This is a genomic window from Janibacter sp. A1S7 (assembly GCF_037198315.1).
GTDB classification, from domain to species: Bacteria; Actinomycetota; Actinomycetes; order Actinomycetales; family Dermatophilaceae; genus Janibacter; species Janibacter alittae.
This window is the reverse complement of sequence record NZ_CP144913.1, coordinates 2,727,293-2,743,310: the sequence shown is the minus strand read 5'-3', so window position 1 is coordinate 2,743,310 and position 16,018 is coordinate 2,727,293. Positions and strand designations below refer to the sequence as shown.

The 16,018-nt window shown below is 64.9% G+C and carries 11 protein-coding genes and 2 rRNA genes; 8 read left to right on the top strand and 5 right to left on the bottom strand.

The window, feature by feature from the left end; translation table 11 throughout:
• Nucleotides 1-49: 49 nt before the first annotated feature.
• From V1351_RS13240 to V1351_RS13230, 3 genes are all read right to left on the bottom strand, one after another.
• Nucleotides 50-2,569, bottom strand: a complete 2,520-nt coding sequence (locus V1351_RS13240; protein WP_338748671.1) for a penicillin-binding protein — start codon at nucleotides 2,567-2,569, stop codon at nucleotides 50-52.
• 64 nt (nucleotides 2,570-2,633) lie between these two features.
• Entirely contained in the window at nucleotides 2,634-3,791 is a 1,158-nt protein-coding gene (locus V1351_RS13235; RefSeq protein ID WP_338748670.1) for an ArsA family ATPase, read from the bottom strand.
• Nucleotides 3,791-4,786: an ArsA-related P-loop ATPase gene (locus tag V1351_RS13230; protein ID WP_338748669.1), complete on the bottom strand. Its 996-nt coding sequence runs from the start codon at nucleotides 4,784-4,786 to the stop codon at nucleotides 3,791-3,793. The genes V1351_RS13235 and V1351_RS13230 overlap by 1 nt, the downstream gene beginning before the upstream one ends.
• A 29-nt stretch (nucleotides 4,787-4,815) precedes the next feature.
• Between V1351_RS13230 and V1351_RS13225 the strand changes: the two genes are divergently transcribed.
• The 4 genes from V1351_RS13225 to V1351_RS13210 are packed head-to-tail and all read left to right on the top strand — an operon-like array spanning nucleotide 4,816 to nucleotide 7,077.
• Entirely contained in the window at nucleotides 4,816-4,974 is a 159-nt protein-coding gene (locus V1351_RS13225) for a DUF4177 domain-containing protein (RefSeq protein ID WP_338748668.1), read from the top strand.
• Nucleotides 4,974-5,438, top strand: coding sequence for a RidA family protein (locus V1351_RS13220; protein ID WP_338748667.1), 465 nt, complete (start codon nucleotides 4,974-4,976; stop codon nucleotides 5,436-5,438). Before V1351_RS13225 ends, V1351_RS13220 begins: the two co-directional genes overlap by 1 nt.
• Nucleotides 5,438-6,271: an NUDIX hydrolase gene (locus V1351_RS13215; RefSeq protein WP_338748666.1), complete on the top strand. Its 834-nt coding sequence runs from the start codon at nucleotides 5,438-5,440 to the stop codon at nucleotides 6,269-6,271. The genes V1351_RS13220 and V1351_RS13215 overlap by 1 nt, the downstream gene beginning before the upstream one ends.
• Nucleotides 6,268-7,077: an MBL fold metallo-hydrolase gene (locus tag V1351_RS13210; RefSeq protein WP_338748665.1), complete on the top strand. Its 810-nt coding sequence runs from the start codon at nucleotides 6,268-6,270 to the stop codon at nucleotides 7,075-7,077. Before V1351_RS13215 ends, V1351_RS13210 begins: the two co-directional genes overlap by 4 nt.
• Before the next feature lie 73 nt (nucleotides 7,078-7,150).
• Here V1351_RS13210 and V1351_RS13205 read toward each other — a convergent pair whose 3' ends face one another.
• Nucleotides 7,151-7,828 (bottom strand): Crp/Fnr family transcriptional regulator, encoded by a 678-nt coding sequence (locus V1351_RS13205; RefSeq protein WP_338748664.1) that lies wholly within the window; start codon nucleotides 7,826-7,828, stop codon nucleotides 7,151-7,153.
• Nucleotides 7,829-7,932: 104 nt separating this feature from the next.
• Here V1351_RS13205 and nth point away from each other — a divergent pair, with 104 nt between their 5' ends.
• Together nth and V1351_RS13195 are read left to right on the top strand one after the other, a co-directional pair.
• Complete coding sequence (gene nth, locus V1351_RS13200; RefSeq protein ID WP_338752541.1) at nucleotides 7,933-8,610, top strand: endonuclease III; 678 nt, start codon at nucleotides 7,933-7,935, stop codon at nucleotides 8,608-8,610.
• On the top strand, nucleotides 8,607-9,296 hold the full coding sequence (locus V1351_RS13195) for an NUDIX hydrolase (protein WP_338748663.1): 690 nt from the start codon (nucleotides 8,607-8,609) through the stop codon (nucleotides 9,294-9,296). The genes nth and V1351_RS13195 overlap by 4 nt, the downstream gene beginning before the upstream one ends.
• A gap of 129 nt (nucleotides 9,297-9,425) precedes the next feature.
• Here V1351_RS13195 and V1351_RS13190 read toward each other — a convergent pair whose 3' ends face one another.
• Nucleotides 9,426-9,884 (bottom strand): phage holin family protein, encoded by a 459-nt coding sequence (locus V1351_RS13190; protein ID WP_338748662.1) that lies wholly within the window; start codon nucleotides 9,882-9,884, stop codon nucleotides 9,426-9,428.
• A gap of 922 nt (nucleotides 9,885-10,806) precedes the next feature.
• On the opposite strand from V1351_RS13190, the gene V1351_RS13185 reads away from it, so the two are divergent.
• Together V1351_RS13185 and V1351_RS13180 are read left to right on the top strand one after the other, a co-directional pair.
• Nucleotides 10,807-12,333, top strand: a 16S ribosomal RNA gene (locus V1351_RS13185).
• A gap of 428 nt (nucleotides 12,334-12,761) precedes the next feature.
• Nucleotides 12,762-15,876, top strand: a 23S ribosomal RNA gene (locus tag V1351_RS13180).
• The 16S and 23S rRNA genes sit together here, the layout of an rRNA operon.
• Nucleotides 15,877-16,018 lie beyond the last annotated feature (142 nt).

Sequence of the window (16,018 nt, the reverse complement as noted above, 5' to 3'; positions counted from 1 at the left end):
TGACGAAGGGGGCCGGTCACCGTGGTGACCGGCCCCCTTCGTCGTGCTGTCAGTCCTCGGACGGTGAGCCGGTCGAGCTGGGCTTGTCCTTGTCCTTGTCCGCGTTGGCGTTCGCGCTCGCATTCGCGTTCGTCGCAGGGCTCGCGGACGGGGGTGACGCCGGGGTCGGGGACGAGGTCGTCGACGGTGGCGGCGGAGCTGGGGCCGGGGTTGACGGCTCCGGCGGCGGAGGCGTGTACGGCGCAACCCCGCTGGAGATGTACATGGTCACCGTCGCCCCTTTGAGAGCCTCGTCCCGGGGGTCGGTGTAGGCGATCGCTCCGGCCTGCTGGTTGCTGTTGACGTAGCCGCCCTCCTTCGCCTTGAAGCCGGCGGCCTCGAGAGCCTCCTTCGCCTGGGTGGGGCCCTTGCCCACGACATCCGGGATGTCACGCACGTCGCCCTTGACGATCTGCTTGCCGGGCTTCGCGAACTCCTTCTTCTTCATCCCCTTGGACGCGGTGTTCATGATGTCGTTCCAGATCGGGGCGGCGATGGTGCTGCCGAAGACGCTGCTGTAGAACTGGCCACCGATGGTGACGTTGTCCATCTCGTACTCGGTGATCGGCGAGCCGACCCAGATGGCGGTTGACAGCTGCGGGGTGTAGCCAGCGAACCAGGACTGCTTGTGGTTGTCCGTGGTCCCCGTCTTGCCGGCGGCGTCGCGGCCGCCGTCCAGGTCCTGCCCGGCAGCGGTGCCGCCGGCCTCGAGGGGACCGCGCAGCAGCTCGGTGACGCCGCGGGCGACGCCCTTGTCGATGACCTGCTTGCACTTCGGCGGGTCGATCTTCATCTTCGAGCCGTCGGCGCGGGTGATGGACTCGATCGGGGTCGGCGGGCAGTACTTCCCGTCCGCTGCCAGGGTGGCGTACGAGGAGGCCAGCTGCAGCGGCGACGTCGAGTCGGACCCGAGCACGAGGTTGGAGATCGCGTACTTGCCCTTGATCTTCTCGCCGCCGGCGCGAGCCAGGCCGTAGGGGAGCCCGTAGCCGTCGGTGAGGCCCATCTTGGCCATGACCTTCGGGATCTTGCACGAGCCGACCTCGGACGCGAGCTGGGCGAAGCCGGTGTTGATCGACTTCTTGGTGATCTCGGCCAGGGTCAGCGTCCCACCGACCTGGTAGTCGTTGGACACGGCCCACGTCGGGGCGCTGGTGCTGCAGCCGTCCTGGAAGTCATCCGGGTCGAAGTGGTGCGGGTTCTTGATGCCGGCCGACGGGGCGTCGACGGTCGCCGTCATCGGCATGCCCTTCTCCAGGGCTGCGACGAGCGCGTACATCTTGGCTGTCGACCCGATGGCGAATCCGTTGGTCCCCCCGTACTGCGCCGGGATGCTCCACGCCTGCTCCGAGTACTGGGTCGTCGCCTGCTCCATGCCGACCTTGTACTTGGAGGTCTGCGCGATGGCGCGGACCTTGCCGGTACCGGGCTCGACGACGGCACCGGCCGCACCGAACCTGTCGCTGCCGTTGGGCACCTTGTCGGTCAGGTCCTCCTTGAGCGACTTCTGCCAGTCACGGCGCAGGGTCGTCTCGATCCGCAGGCCGGCGGTGTTGACCGTCTGCATGCGCGCGTCCGGGTTCGGGCCCAGCTCCGGCATCTGCTTCAGGTACGAGATGACGTAGTTGCAGAAGTACGGGTCGGCCGCCTTGGAGCAGGTGCCGCCCTCGTTCTGGCGGATGGTGAGCAGGTCCGCCAGGTCCTTGGCCTTGGCCTCCTCGCCCTCTTCCTGCGTGGCCCAACCCAGCTCGACCATCCGGTCGATGACGACGTCACGCCGCTCCTGGACCTCTTCGGTGTTCGTGCGGGCGTTGAGGCGGCTGGGTGACTGGACGACACCAGCGAGGGTGGCTGCCTCGGCCAGATCGAGGTCCTTGGCGTGCTTGCTGAAGAAGTGCAACGACGCCGCTTCGACGCCGTAGGCCTGGTCGCCGTAGTAGGCGAGGTTGAGGTAGCTGGCCAAGATCTGCTTCTTGGTGTGCGTCTTCTCGACGTTGAGCGCGTACTTCAGCTCCTGCAGCTTGCGGGCATAGGTCTGCTCCGTTGCCGCGGCGACGCCCTCGCGATTGTCGTTGCGGGCGGCCTTCTCCACCAGCATCATCTTCACGTACTGCTGGGTGATCGAGGAGCCACCCTGCGTCTCCTGGGAGGTCAGGTTCGACACGAGGGCGCGGCTGGTGCCCCGGACGTCGATCCCGCCGTGCTCGTAGAAGCGGCTGTCCTCGATGGCCAGCTGTGCCTTGCGCATCACCGGCGCGATCTGGTCCAGGGGGACGACGATGCGGTTTGCGTCATAAGGGGTGGCAAGGAGCTTGTCGTCCGCGGAGAAGATCTTCGACTGCTCGGCGAGTGGGTTGGCCGTGAACTCGTCATCGAGGCTGTTGAACCCCTGCGCCGTGGCCTTGGCCGCATTCCCGGAGGCAGCGGCGAAGGGGATGACGAGGCCGGCGCCGACGAGGCCCATGCCGACCGCCACGGCGACGAAGGCGCCGAGCAGCCGGGCAAGGTGTGGCATCGGGGAGGCAGACATGGGCTAGAGGATAACGCTCGAACCTGAGCAGACCCGGCACCCTACGCGGCGGTTCGGCACATCGTCAGGGCCGGCCGGCGAGCGCCGTCCCGATCTCACGCAACCCGGTCAGGTCATGGATGTCCACCGGGTGCGCGGGGACCGTGCCGACCGGCACGCCGGGGTGGGAGGTACGGAACCGGGTGATGATCGCCCGGTGGCGAGCGGCGCTCTCGGCGGCCTCGGTGTGCACCCGCAGCAGCGAGACGGCGAGCGCGTGGCCCCCGAGTGCCTCGAGGCGGTCGGCGGCCTCCTCGGCGCGCCCGGCACTGAGCTGCTTGGCGGCGGTGACGCGCACCCGGTTGACCAGGAGACCGGCCAATGGCATCTGCTCGCTGGCCAACCGCTCGATGAAGAAGCCGGCCTCGCGCATCGCGTCGCGCTGCGGCGCGGCGACGACGAGGAACGCCGTCTCCGGGTCGGCAAGCAGCGCGTACGTCTGGTCCGCCCGCTGGCGGAAGCCTCCGAACATGGTGTCCATGGCGGCGACGAAGGTCTGGACGTCGCGCAGCATGTCCCCGCCGAGCAGCTTCGCCATGATGCCGCTCGCCAACGAGACGCCGGCACCGAAGACGCGAAGGGAGGCGCGGCCGCCCACCTTTGCCGGCGCCGTGAGCAGTCGGATGAAGCGTCCGTCGAGGAAGGACCCCAGGCGCTTGGGTGCGTCGAGGAAGTCCAGGGCCGACCGTGACGGCGGGGTGTCGACGATGATCAGGTCCCAATCACGTGAACCGTCAGCGATCTGACCGCGCAACTGCCCCAGCTTCTCCATCGCCATGTACTCCTGCGTCCCGGCGAATGAGCTGGATACCGCGATGTAGAAGGGGTTGGCCAGGATCTGGGCGGCCTTTTCCGGTGTGGCATGGGCTTCGACCACCTCGTCGAAGGTCCGCTTCATGTCGAGCATCATCGCGTCCAGCGAGCCACCACCCGAGGTGTCCAGACCGGCCACCGGACGTGGCGTGTTGTCCAGCTCGTCGAGTCCGAGGGACTGGGCCAGCCGTCGGGCCGGGTCGATGGTCAGCACGACGACTCGACGGCCCTGCTCCGCGGCGCGCACGGCGAGCGCGGCAGCGGTCGTGGTCTTGCCGACGCCACCGGAGCCGCAGCACACGATGATCCGACGAGCGGGGTCCGAGATGACCGGGTCGAGGTCGAGGTCGGTCTCCGTACGTGCGGCCATCACACGCCACCCTGCTCGGCGAGCGTCTCGGACAGGAGCCGCAGCCCCCCCGACTCCACGCCGTCGGCCACGTGCGGCAGCGAGCGCACGGGTACCGGCAGGTCGGCCAGCACCTGCCGCTGCTCGACCTGCAGCCGGGCCCGCAGCACGTGGTCGCTGCCCTCGTGGAGCAGGCCCGAGACCATGGCCGGTCCGGCCTTGATGTCGAGCGCGCCGAGGGCCTCGGTGACGGCGTCGCGCACCTCCGGTGTCTTCTCGGCCACTGCTGCGGCGTGCTCGTCCGCGACGAGCGGCCGACGGACTCCGTTGGCGATGACCGAGCCCACCCGCAAGGACAGGTCGCCGAGCTCGACGATGGCGTCCCGCGTCTCCTGGACCGACATCTCCTCCAGGAGCGTCACGACGTGCACCGACGTGGTCGGGCTCTGCAGCACTCGGGTGATCGACTCGGCCTGCTTGTGGATCGGGCCCATCCGGGCCACTTCCGAGACCTCCTCGTTGACGGCGAGGAACCGGCCGATCCGTCCGGTGGGTGGGGCGTCGAGGACCACGGCGTCGTACACGGGACGCTTGCGCGCCCCCCTCGTCTGCCGGCCGACGGCCTCGTAGACCTTGCCGATGAGCAGCACGTCCCGCACACCCGGCGCGATCGTCGTGGCGAAGTCCACCGCACCGACCTTCTCCAGGGCTGCCCCGGCGCGACCCAGCTTGTAGAACTTCTGCAGGTACTCCAGGAGCGCGCTCTTGGCGTCCACGGACAGCCCGAAGAGCTCCCCGCCGGACGGGTCCCCGACGATGCTCCGCTCGCTCGACCCGAGGGGAGCCACGTCGAGCACCTGGGAGATGCCCTGGCGGCCTTCGACCTCGGCGAGCAGTACCCGCTGACCCCGAGCGGTCAGAGCCAGTGCCATCGCGGCGGCGACGGTCGTCTTGCCCGTCCCGCCCTTGCCGGTCACGACGTGCAGTCGCACGCGGGGGTCCGAGGGGTAGTCCACACCCGTCAGCCTACGAGTAGGGTGCCGACATGACCCAGTGGGAGTATGCAACCGTGCCGCTCATCGTCCATGCGACCAAGCAGATCCTCGACCAGTGGGGTGAGGACGGGTGGGAGCTCGTCCAGGTCGTCCCCGGCCCGGACGGGACCAACTTGGTGGCCTACCTCAAGCGCCCCAAGAGCGCCTGATGGGACGCATCGACGACCGTCTGGCGGAGCTGTCGATCACGCTCGCCGAGCCGGCCGCGCCCGCAGGTGCCTATGTGCCGGCTCTCGTGGACGGCAACCATGTCCTCACGTCGGGACAGCTGCCGATGGTCGACGGGCAGCTGCCCGAGGCCGGACACGTCGGAGGCGAGGTCACTCCGGACCGGGCCAAGGAGCTCGCGAGGACGTGCGCGATCAACGCACTCGCAGCGATCAAGTCAGCCGTCGGCGACCTCGACCGCGTCGAGCAGGTCACCAAGGTCGTCGGTTTCGTGTCCAGCGCGCCCGATTTCACGGGGCAGCCCGGTGTCATCAACGGCGCGAGCGAGTTGCTCGGCGAGGTCTTCGGCGACGCCGGCATGCATGCTCGCTCGGCCGTCGGGGTGGCGGCCCTGCCGCTCGGCTCCCCGGTCGAGGTCGAGGTGACCGTGAGGTTGCGCGACTGATGGCCGAGCGGGACTTCCTGCTCGACGTCGACGCCCAGCGAACGCTCGCGGTGGCGGGGAGCAGCCGCGCTCCCGCCGAGCCGGTCACGCCGCGGCTGGCGTCGACCGTGATGCTGCTGCGCGATGACGAGGGCCCGCTCGAGGTCTTTATGCTCCGCCGGGTCGCCCAGATGGAGTTCGCTGCGTCGATGCACGTCTTCCCCGGTGGCGGGGCCGACCAGCGCGACGCCCAGGACGAGCTGCCCTGGGCCGGGCCCGCGGTCGAGGAGTGGGCCGAACTGCTCGGCACCGACGAGGCCGTGGCGCGGATGCTCGTCGCCGCTGCCGTGCGCGAGGTCTTCGAGGAGACCGGCGTCCTGCTGGCCTCCCCGGCCGATGCGGAGGACGGGCTCCCACACCTCGACCTCGACGATGCGCGTGAGCTTCGCCGGGCCCTGGTGGCCCGTGAGATCGGATTCGGCCAGGTGCTGCTGGACCGTCAACTGGTCCTGCGCAGCGACCTGCTGCGCTACCGGGCGCACTGGGTCACGCCCGTCGTCGAGCCACGGCGTTACGACACCCGGTTCTTCGTCGCCGCCGTCCCTGCCGGACAGGACCCCGACGGTGACACCAGCGAGGCGGACCAGTCGGGCTGGACCCGACCGCAGGCGTTGCTCGACGCCTTCGCCGACGGGGAGGCCATGCTGATGCCCCCGACGATCGTCTGCCTCGAGCAACTCGCCGACGTGAGCACCGTGCGAACTGCTCTGGAGCAGGACCTGCCGATCGCGTCGGTGACGCCCGAGTTCGTCATCTCCGACGCGGGACCGGCCATGCGGGCGAGCCTGCCGTGAGTCCCGCCGTCGCACCCGAGCCCTCCGCCCCCTTCGGGGAGTGGAGGGGCGGTCAGGTCACCCCGCACGCCCACTGCCTCCTGCAGGGCAACCCCGGCCCCATGACGCTCGACGGAACCAACACATGGGTGCTGATGTCGCCCGGTGGGACCGATGCGATCGTCATCGATCCGGGGGAGGACGAGGCCGCCCACCAGCAGCGCGTCGTCGACCACGTCGCAGCGCGCGGCGCGCGCGTTGGTCGGATCGTGCTCACACACGGCCACCACGACCACAGCGAGGGGGCGCCACGGTTGGCGCGGCTCACCGGGGCACCCGTTCAGGCCGTCGGCCGTGGGCACGACGACCTGTCCGACGGCGACGTCCTGCGGGTCGGTGACCTGGAGGTCCGCGTCGTGAGCACCCCCGGGCACACCGCCGACTCGATCTCCTTCGCGCTCCCGTCCGATCACGCTCTGCTGACCGGCGACACCGTGCTCGGGCGCGGCACCACCGTGGTCGCCCATCCCGACGGGGAGTTGGCCGCCTACCTCGACTCGCTCGAGCGCATCAAGGCGCTCACCGGCGGAGGAGAGGTCGCCTCCATCCTCCCCGGCCACGGACCGACGGTCCCGGACGCGGCGACGATGGTCGACTTCTACCGCACGCACCGGCGTGAGCGCCTCGACCAGGTCCGCGCGGCGCTGGCCGGTGGTGCGGAGACCGCCGACGACGTCGTGGCGACGGTCTACGCGGCCGTCGATCGGTCCGTGTGGCCCGCCGCGAAGATGTCCGTCCTCGCGCAGATGGCCTACCTCCAGCACTGAGCTGCGCAGCAGACCGACGACGAAGGCCGCACGCTCCCCGGAGTGTGCGGCCTTCGTCGTCGGTGCGAGGCGGTCAGCGCGCGCGGCGGGTGAGGCGCTCCACGTCGGTGAGCAGCACGGCTCGCGCCTCGAGGCGCAGCCAACCACGCCCCGCGAAATCGGCGAGGGCCTTGTTGACCGTCTCGCGGGAGGCACCGACGAGCTGGGCGAGCTCCTCCTGGGTGAGGTCGTGGGCGACCATGACACCCTCCTCGACGGGGCGACCGAATCGCTGGCTCAACTCGAGCAGGGCCTTGGCGACGCGCCCGGGGACGTCGGTGAAGACGAGGTCGGCGAGGTTCTCGTTGGTGCGGCGCAGGCGTCGGGCCAGTGCGGCCAACAACGTGCCGGCGATGCGGGGGTGGCTGCCGAGCAGTGTCACCAGCTGTTCGTGACCCAGACCGATCAGCTGCGTCTCCGCCACGGCGGTCGCCGATGCCGTGCGCGGGCCGGGGTCGAAGAGACTGAGTTCGCCCAGCATCTCGGACGGGCCGAGGATCGCCAGCAGATTTTCCCGGCCGTCCGTGGAGGAGCGGCCGAGCTTGATCTTGCCTTCGGTGATGACATAGAGACGATCACCTTGGTCGCCCTCGTTGAAGAGAACGTCCCCGCGCTCCATGCGCACAGGGGTCATCGTCGCCATCACCTCAGCGGCGTCGGCGTCGTCAAGAGTCGCGAAGAGCGGGGCGCGGCGTACGACATCGAGGTTCACACAGCGCAGTGTGCCACGAGAGAGTTTCTCGTGGGTCCTAGGCTGCAAGGGTGTCTGCTGATCACGTCGAGTCCCCGCTCGCCCTGACTCGTCGAGCTCGCCGCATGTATCGCACGCTGCACGAGCAGTACCCGTACGCGCACTGCGAGCTCGACTTCGACAATCCGTTGCAGCTGCTCGTTGCGACCGTGCTCTCGGCGCAGACGACGGATGTCACGGTCAACCGGGTCACGCCAGCCCTGTTCTCCCGCTGGCCCGGTGCGGCCGACCTCGCGTCGGCCGATCGGACGGAGATGGAGGAGGTGCTGCGTCCGACCGGCTTCTACCGGGCCAAGACCAACTCCGTACTCAAGCTCGGTGCGGCCCTCGTGGAGAACCACGACGGTCAGGTGCCCCCGCGGTTGGCGGACCTGGTGAAGCTGCCGGGCGTGGGCCGCAAGACCGCGAACGTGGTCCTGGGCAATGCCTTCGGTATCCCCGGGATCACCGTCGACACGCACTTCGGTCGGTTGTCACGGCGCATGGGCTGGACCGACGAGGAGGACCCTGTCAAGGTCGAGCACGCGGTCGGGCGGCTCATCCCGCGCACGGAGTGGACGATGCTCAGTCACGTCGTGATCTTCCACGGCCGCCGGACCTGCCACGCGCGACGACCGGCGTGCGGCGCCTGCCCCGTAGCCCGGTGGTGTCCTTCGTACGGTGTCGGCGAGACCGACCCGGAGGAGGCGGCGGCGCTCCTGAGGTTCGAGCTGGCACCCGGGGCGGGGGCGAAGGGAGGATGAGCCAGGTCGAGTCGTCACCCCCCGGGTGGTTGGTGCGGTGCGAGGCGAACCTCCACGCAGACCTGCCGGACTGGTTCACCCGATTCGAGCCGCCGGAGAACCCGCTGCGCCGCTCCGCCGTCCTCATCCTCTTCGGCCCCGGCGAGAAGGGGCCCCGCGTCGTGCTCACGGAGCGGTCGGAGACCCTGCGCAGCCATGCCAGCCAGGTCTCCTTCCCGGGCGGCAAGCTGGACGCGGGTGAGACCCCGGTCCAGGCCGCCTTGCGGGAGACCTGGGAGGAGGTCGGGGTCGAGCCCTCCGCTGTCGAGATCATGGGCGTCTTCCCCGAACTGTGGCTGGGCCCGAGCAGCAACGCGGTCACTCCGGTGCTGGGCTGGGTGCGCGAGTCGCATCCCCTACGTGTCATCGACCGGGGCGAGGTGGCCAGTGTCGAATGGGTGCCGGTCGCAGACCTCGTCGACCCGGCCAACCGGTTCACGGTCAAGGGCCCCTCGGGGTATGTCGGACCGGGCTTCGACGTCGCGGACCTCTTCGTCTGGGGTTTCACCGCACAACTGCTCACGGTGGTTCTCGAGGCCGCAGGCATGGCACGACCGTGGGACGAGACGGTCCGACGCCGGCTGCCGTGGCGCTTCGTGCGCCAGTACCTCGCCGTCCGGGCCGGACGGTATCGAGCCGACCGTTGAGCAGTGAGCCCCTCTGCTCGGCAGCCTCCTCGGGCGGGACGTGCTGGACGCCCGCGGCCTCGTCGACCTGCAGCGGACTCTCGCGCTACCGGTGGCTCCCGGCGGATACCCCGGCAGCGCCGGGAGGGTTCAGCGCCCCGGCTTGATGGCGGTGATGGACTCCTGGGCGTTGCGGATGGCCTTTTGCGGCACCGCGTTGGCCTTCGCCTTCTTGACCGCCTTGATGCCGAGGAGGCCGAGCCCGGCCGCGATGAGGAAGAGGACAAGCGTGATGATCAGGTACCCGGCCCACACGGGCAGCCACACGGCGACGACCTGAGCGAGAGTGTGGAAGAGGAAGATCAGTCCGAGCAGCCCGAGGAACGCTGCGACCCCGAGGAGTGCCGCGCCCTTTCCGCCGAAGGAGATCCCCCGGGAGACCTCCGTCTTGGCGAGTTGGATCTCGTTCCGGATCAGCGCCGAAAGGTCGTGGGAGGCATCGGCGACGAGCTGGCCGACGGTCCGCTCCGTCTCACCAGGTGCCGGGTGGCCGACGACGCGGTTGGCGGCGCGTTCGGCGGAGTTGCTGGTGGCGCTGTCGTTGCTCATGGTGCTCCTGGTCGCGACGGGGGCCCACCGCTGACGGCCCGGGCCTTGTGCAACCCCAAGACTACCCACGAGTCGATGGAATCGACGGAACGACGGCGCGGGACCTCGCTTCGATCATGGCGCCACTGCGGCCGATGACCACGGGCGTTGACCGGGTGCGCTCGTCCCGATGACGCCGGCATGCGGCATGCAGACCGCACCGGCGGCCCCGGCGTTGCCACCGCCCCGGCCTGTCGACGTACCGCACCGGGCCCGGTGCACGAGCTCGCTGGACTCGGAAGGGGCGACGTCATCCGCGAGGGACCGGCCGAACGAGAGCGGATTTGGCGACGGGCCGACCGGTGATCTACTGTTCTTTCTGTCAGCCCGAGAGGGAGGAACGGACACCAAGAGGCGGCCCTTGCAGGGTCGCACCAAGTAGGCCGGTCCCAGGGCTGACAGCCCCAACGTCCAGATCGAAGGCTTCCACGGTCAGCACGACCATGAAGCAGGCGATTTGGAGCCGTACAGCCTCGCTGCTATGGTGGGTCACCGCCGCTGAAGATCCAAGCGCGATCAAGCAATCTCACCGCTCCTCGGAGCAGGCTGAGAATTTGACGCCCAAGCGTGGACAGCGGCAAGATGGAGAAGTTGCCCCTTGTGCGGTTCGCCTGGTTGGTGGGTTGTGTGGGGTGTGCGTGTGAATCTTGAGAACTCAACAGCGTGTCAAATGATCGATGCCAATACCTCGTTTCTTGGCTGATTGTTGTTGGTCACTGTGTGTGGCTGGTGATGGTTGGTCGGGGAGCATTTTCTTTGGTTGATTGAGATGATTAGCAGTTTTTTGCTAGTTGTTCTTGCTCAGCTGGGATTTTAGGCCCTTTGTTGGGTTATTGATTGGCTCCTGGTTCTGCATTTTTTGTGGGGTTGGGGGTTTTTATCATCAACGGAGAGTTTGATCCTGGCTCAGGACGAACGCTGGCGGCGTGCTTAACACATGCAAGTCGAACGGTGATGCTCCAAGCTTGCTTGGGGTGGATCAGTGGCGAACGGGTGAGTAACACGTGAGCAACCTGCCCCAGACTCTGGAATAAGCGCTGGAAACGGCGTCTAATACTGGATATGAGATCAACCCGCATGGGTATGGTCTGGAAAGTTTTTCGGTTTGGGATGGGCTCGCGGCCTATCAGTTTGTTGGTGAGGTAATGGCTCACCAAGGCGACGACGGGTAGCCGGCCTGAGAGGGCGACCGGCCACACTGGGACTGAGACACGGCCCAGACTCCTACGGGAGGCAGCAGTGGGGAATATTGCACAATGGGCGAAAGCCTGATGCAGCGACGCCGCGTGAGGGATGACGGCCTTCGGGTTGTAAACCTCTTTCAGCAGGGAAGAAGCGAAAGTGACGGTACCTGCAGAAGAAGCACCGGCTAACTACGTGCCAGCAGCCGCGGTAATACGTAGGGTGCGAGCGTTGTCCGGAATTATTGGGCGTAAAGGGCTTGTAGGCGGTTTGTCGCGTCTGCTGTGAAAATCCGAGGCTCAACCTCGGACTTGCAGTGGGTACGGGCAGACTAGAGTGTGGTAGGGGAGACTGGAATTCCTGGTGTAGCGGTGAAATGCGCAGATATCAGGAGGAACACCGATGGCGAAGGCAGGTCTCTGGGCCACTACTGACGCTGAGAAGCGAAAGCATGGGGAGCGAACAGGATTAGATACCCTGGTAGTCCATGCCGTAAACGTTGGGCGCTAGGTGTGGGACTCATTCCACGAGTTCCGTGCCGCAGCTAACGCATTAAGCGCCCCGCCTGGGGAGTACGGCCGCAAGGCTAAAACTCAAAGGAATTGACGGGGGCCCGCACAAGCGGCGGAGCATGCGGATTAATTCGATGCAACGCGAAGAACCTTACCAAGGCTTGACATATACCGGTAACACCCAGAGATGGGTGCCCCTTTTTGGTCGGTATACAGGTGGTGCATGGTTGTCGTCAGCTCGTGTCGTGAGATGTTGGGTTAAGTCCCGCAACGAGCGCAACCCTCGTTCTATGTTGCCAGCACGTGATGGTGGGGACTCATGGAAGACTGCCGGGGTCAACTCGGAGGAAGGTGGGGATGACGTCAAATCATCATGCCCCTTATGTCTTGGGCTTCACGCATGCTACAATGGCCGGTACAATGGGCTGCGAAACCGTAAGGTGGAGCGAATCCCAAAAAACCGGTCTCAGTTCGGATTGGGGTCTGCAACTCGACCCCATGAAGTCGGAGTCGCTAGTAATCGCAGATCAGCAACGCTGCGGTGAATACGTTCCCGGGCCTTGTACACACCGCCCGTCAAGTCACGAAAGTCGGTAACACCCGAAGCCGGTGGCCCAACCCCTTGTGGGGGGGAGCCGTCGAAGGTGGGACTGGCGATTGGGACTAAGTCGTAACAAGGTAGCCGTACCGGAAGGTGCGGCTGGATCACCTCCTTTCTAAGGAGCTTTACATTGCCGCCGGCCACGTTCGTGGTGGGTGGTCGTGCTTGGTTTTGTCGGCGAGTGTCCGGCAGCCGAGTGCTCTGGGTGGAACATCGATCATGACATCGTGGCCGTGCCTGGTCGCGTCCTGGTACCTGCGTCGTGCGCGCCCTGTGTGGGTGTGTCGGTGTGGTGGAACGGATGGGTCGGGTGTGGTGTGGGTGTCGGACACGTTGTTGGGTCCTGAGGGTTCGGGCGTGAGCTTGTTCCTGATGGCCAACGTGACGGCTTGCTGTTGTTTGGTGGGTTGTTGTTGGTTGTGGGCCCTGTCTGGCAGGCGAACTGCCGGCATCTGCTGTGGTGGGTGTTGGTGGGCGTGTGCGTTCAGTGCAGGGTGCTGCCCGTATGTTGAGAACTACACAGTGGACGCGAGCATCTTTGTGGCTCAAGTTTTTAAGGGCGCACGGTGGATGCCTTGGCACCAGGAACCGAAGAAGGACGTAGGAATCTGCGATAAGCCTCGGGGAGTCGATAACCAGACTGTGATCCGAGGATTTCCGAATGGGGAAACCCGGCTGGAGGCAAGTCCAGTCACTCCCGGCTGAATATATAGGTCGGGTAGAGGGAACGTGGGGAAGTGAAACATCTCAGTACCCGCAGGAAGAGAAAACAATTGTGATTCCGTGAGTAGTGGCGAGCGAAATCGGATCAGGCCAAACCGTATGTGTGTGATAGCTGTCAGGCGTTGCGCGTACGGGGTTGTGGGACCAGCGTCCCGGGACTGACATCCCGGGCGGGAGTGATAAATCTGCGTCATAGTCGAAGAGTCTTGAATGGCTCGGCACAGAGGGTGCGACCCCCGTAGACGAAATGATGTGGACTCTTGTGTTGTGTTCCCAAGTAGCACGGGGCTCGAGAAATCCCGTGTGAATCTGTCGGGACCACCCGATAAGCCTAAATATTCCCTGGTGACCGATAGCGGACAAGTACCGTGAGGGAAAGGTGAAAAGTACCCCGGGAGGGGAGTGAAATAGATCCTGAAACCGTGTGCCTACAATCCGTCGGAGCCTCCGTGTGGGGTGACGGCGTGCCTTTTGAAGAATGAGCCTGCGAGTTAGTGCTCAGTGGCAAGGTTAACCCGTGTGGGGAAGCCGTAGCGAAAGCGAGTCCGAATAGGGCGTTGAGTCGCTGGGTCTAGACCCGAAGCGGAGTGATCTACCCATGGCCAGGTTGAAGCGACGGTAAGACGTCGTGGAGGACCGAACCCACTTAGGTTGAAAACTGAGGGGATGAGCTGTGGGTAGGGGTGAAAGGCCAATCAAACTCCGTGATAGCTGGTTCTCCCCGAAATGCATTTAGGTGCAGCGTCACGTGTTTCTTACCGGAGGTAGAGCTACTGGATAGCTGATGGGCCTCACCAGGTTACTGACGTTAGCCAAACTCCGAATGCCGGTAAGTGAGAGCGTGGCAGTGAGACTGCGGGGGATAAGCTCCGTAGTCGAGAGGGAAACAGCCCAGATCACCAGCTAAGGTCCCTAAGCGTGTGCTAAGTGGAAAAGGATGTGGAGTTGCCGTGACAACCAGGAGGTTGGCTTAGAAGCAGCCATCCTTGAAAGAGTGCGTAATAGCTCACTGGTCAAGTGATTCCGCGCCGACAATGTAGCGGGGCTCAAGCACACCACCGAAGCTGTGGCATTGACGCATTGCTTGATGCACCTTGTGTGTGTCCAGGCGTGTTGATGGGTAGGGGAGCGTCGTGTGGCGAGTGAAGCGGCGGAGTGATCCAGTCGTGGATGCCACACGAGTGAGAATGCAGGCATGAGTAGCGAATGACGGGTGAGAAACCCGTCCGCCGAATAACCAAGGGTTCCAGGGTCAAGCTAATCTGCCCTGGGTAAGTCGGGACCTAAGGCGAGGCCGACAGGCGTAGTCGATGGACATCCGGTTGATATTCCGGAACCGGCGAAGAACCGCCCCTGACGAATCCAGTGATGCTAAGCGCCTGAAGTTCACCACAGGAATCTTCGGATTTCGCCGGTGGATGGAACGCGTGACCCGATCTGGTAGTAGTCAAGCGATGGGGAGACACAGGAAGGTAGCCTCCGCGTGGCGATGGTTGTCCACGTCCAAGGATGTAGGGCGAGTTGTAGGTAAATCCGCAGCTCATGTGCCTGAGATCTGATGGTGACCGCTTTTGCGGGAAGTAGGGTGATCCTATGCTGTCGAGAAAATCCTCTAGCGAGGTTCTAGCCGCCCGTACCCCAAACCGACTCAGGTGGTTGGGTAGAGAATACCAAGGCGATCGAGTGAATCGTGGTTAAGGAATTCGGCAAAATGCCCCCGTAACTTCGGGAGAAGGGGGGCCCGGACCCTGAAGCTCTTGACGGGCTAGGGGAAAGGGCCGCAGAGACCAGGGAGAAGCGACTGTTTACTAAAAACACAGGTCCGTGCGAAGTCGCAAGACGATGTATACGGACTGACGCCTGCCCGGTGCTGGAAGGTTAAGAGGACCGGTTAGCTCCCCTTGTGGGGGCGAAGCTGAGAATTTAAGCCCCAGTAAACGGCGGTGGTAACTATAACCATCCTAAGGTAGCGAAATTCCTTGTCGGGTAAGTTCCGACCTGCACGAATGGCGTAACGACTTCTCCACTGTCTCAACCACGAACTCGGCGAAATTGCATTACGAGTAAAGATGCTCGTTACGCGCAGCAGGACGGAAAGACCCCGGGACCTTCACTATAGCTTGGTATTGGTGATCGGGACGGCTTGTGTAGGATAGGTGGGAGACGTTGAAGCATGCACGCCAGTGTGTGTGGAGTCATCGTTGAAATACCACTCTGGTCGTTCTGATCATCTAACCTCGGTCCGTGATCCGGATCAGGGACATTGCCTGGTGGGTAGTTTAACTGGGGCGGTTGCCTCCTAAAATGTAACGGAGGCGCTCAAAGGTTCCCTCAGCCTGGTTGGCAATCAGGTGGCGAGTGCAAGTGTACAAGGGAGCTTGACTGCGAGACAGACATGTCAAGCAGGGACGAAAGTCGGAACTAGTGACCCGACGGTGGCTTGTGGAAGCGCCGTCGCTCAACGGATAAAAGGTACCCCGGGGATAACAGGCTGATCTTCCCCAAGAGTCCATATCGACGGGATGGTTTGGCACCTCGATGTCGGCTCGTCGCATCCTGGGGGTGGAGTATCTCCCAAGGGTTGGGCTGTTCGCCCATTAAAGCGGCACGCGAGCTGGGTTTAGAACGTCGTGAGACAGTTCGGTCCCTATCCGCTGTGCGCGTAGGAAACTTGAGAGAGGCTGACCCTAGTACGAGAGGACCGGGTTGGACGAACCTCTGGTGTGTGAGTTGTTCTGCCAAGAGCACCGCTCATTAGCTACGTTCGGGAGTGATAACCGCTGAAAGCATCTAAGCGGGAAGCATGTCTCAAGATGAGGTTTCCATGGACTACGGTCCGAGAGGCTCCCAGTAGACGACTGGGTTGATAGGCCAGATGTGGAAGTGCAGCAATGCATGGAGCTGACTGGTACTAATAAGCCGATGACTTGATACACACACAACCCCGCCACTTGGTGGTGGGTACGTGTAAAAGAAGTAGTGCTACGCGTCCACTGTGCAGTTCCCGAGATACGGTCAGCCACCGTGTCTTCCACCCCCCTTCACCCAGGGGGCCACGGGAGAGACTGCAATCGTAT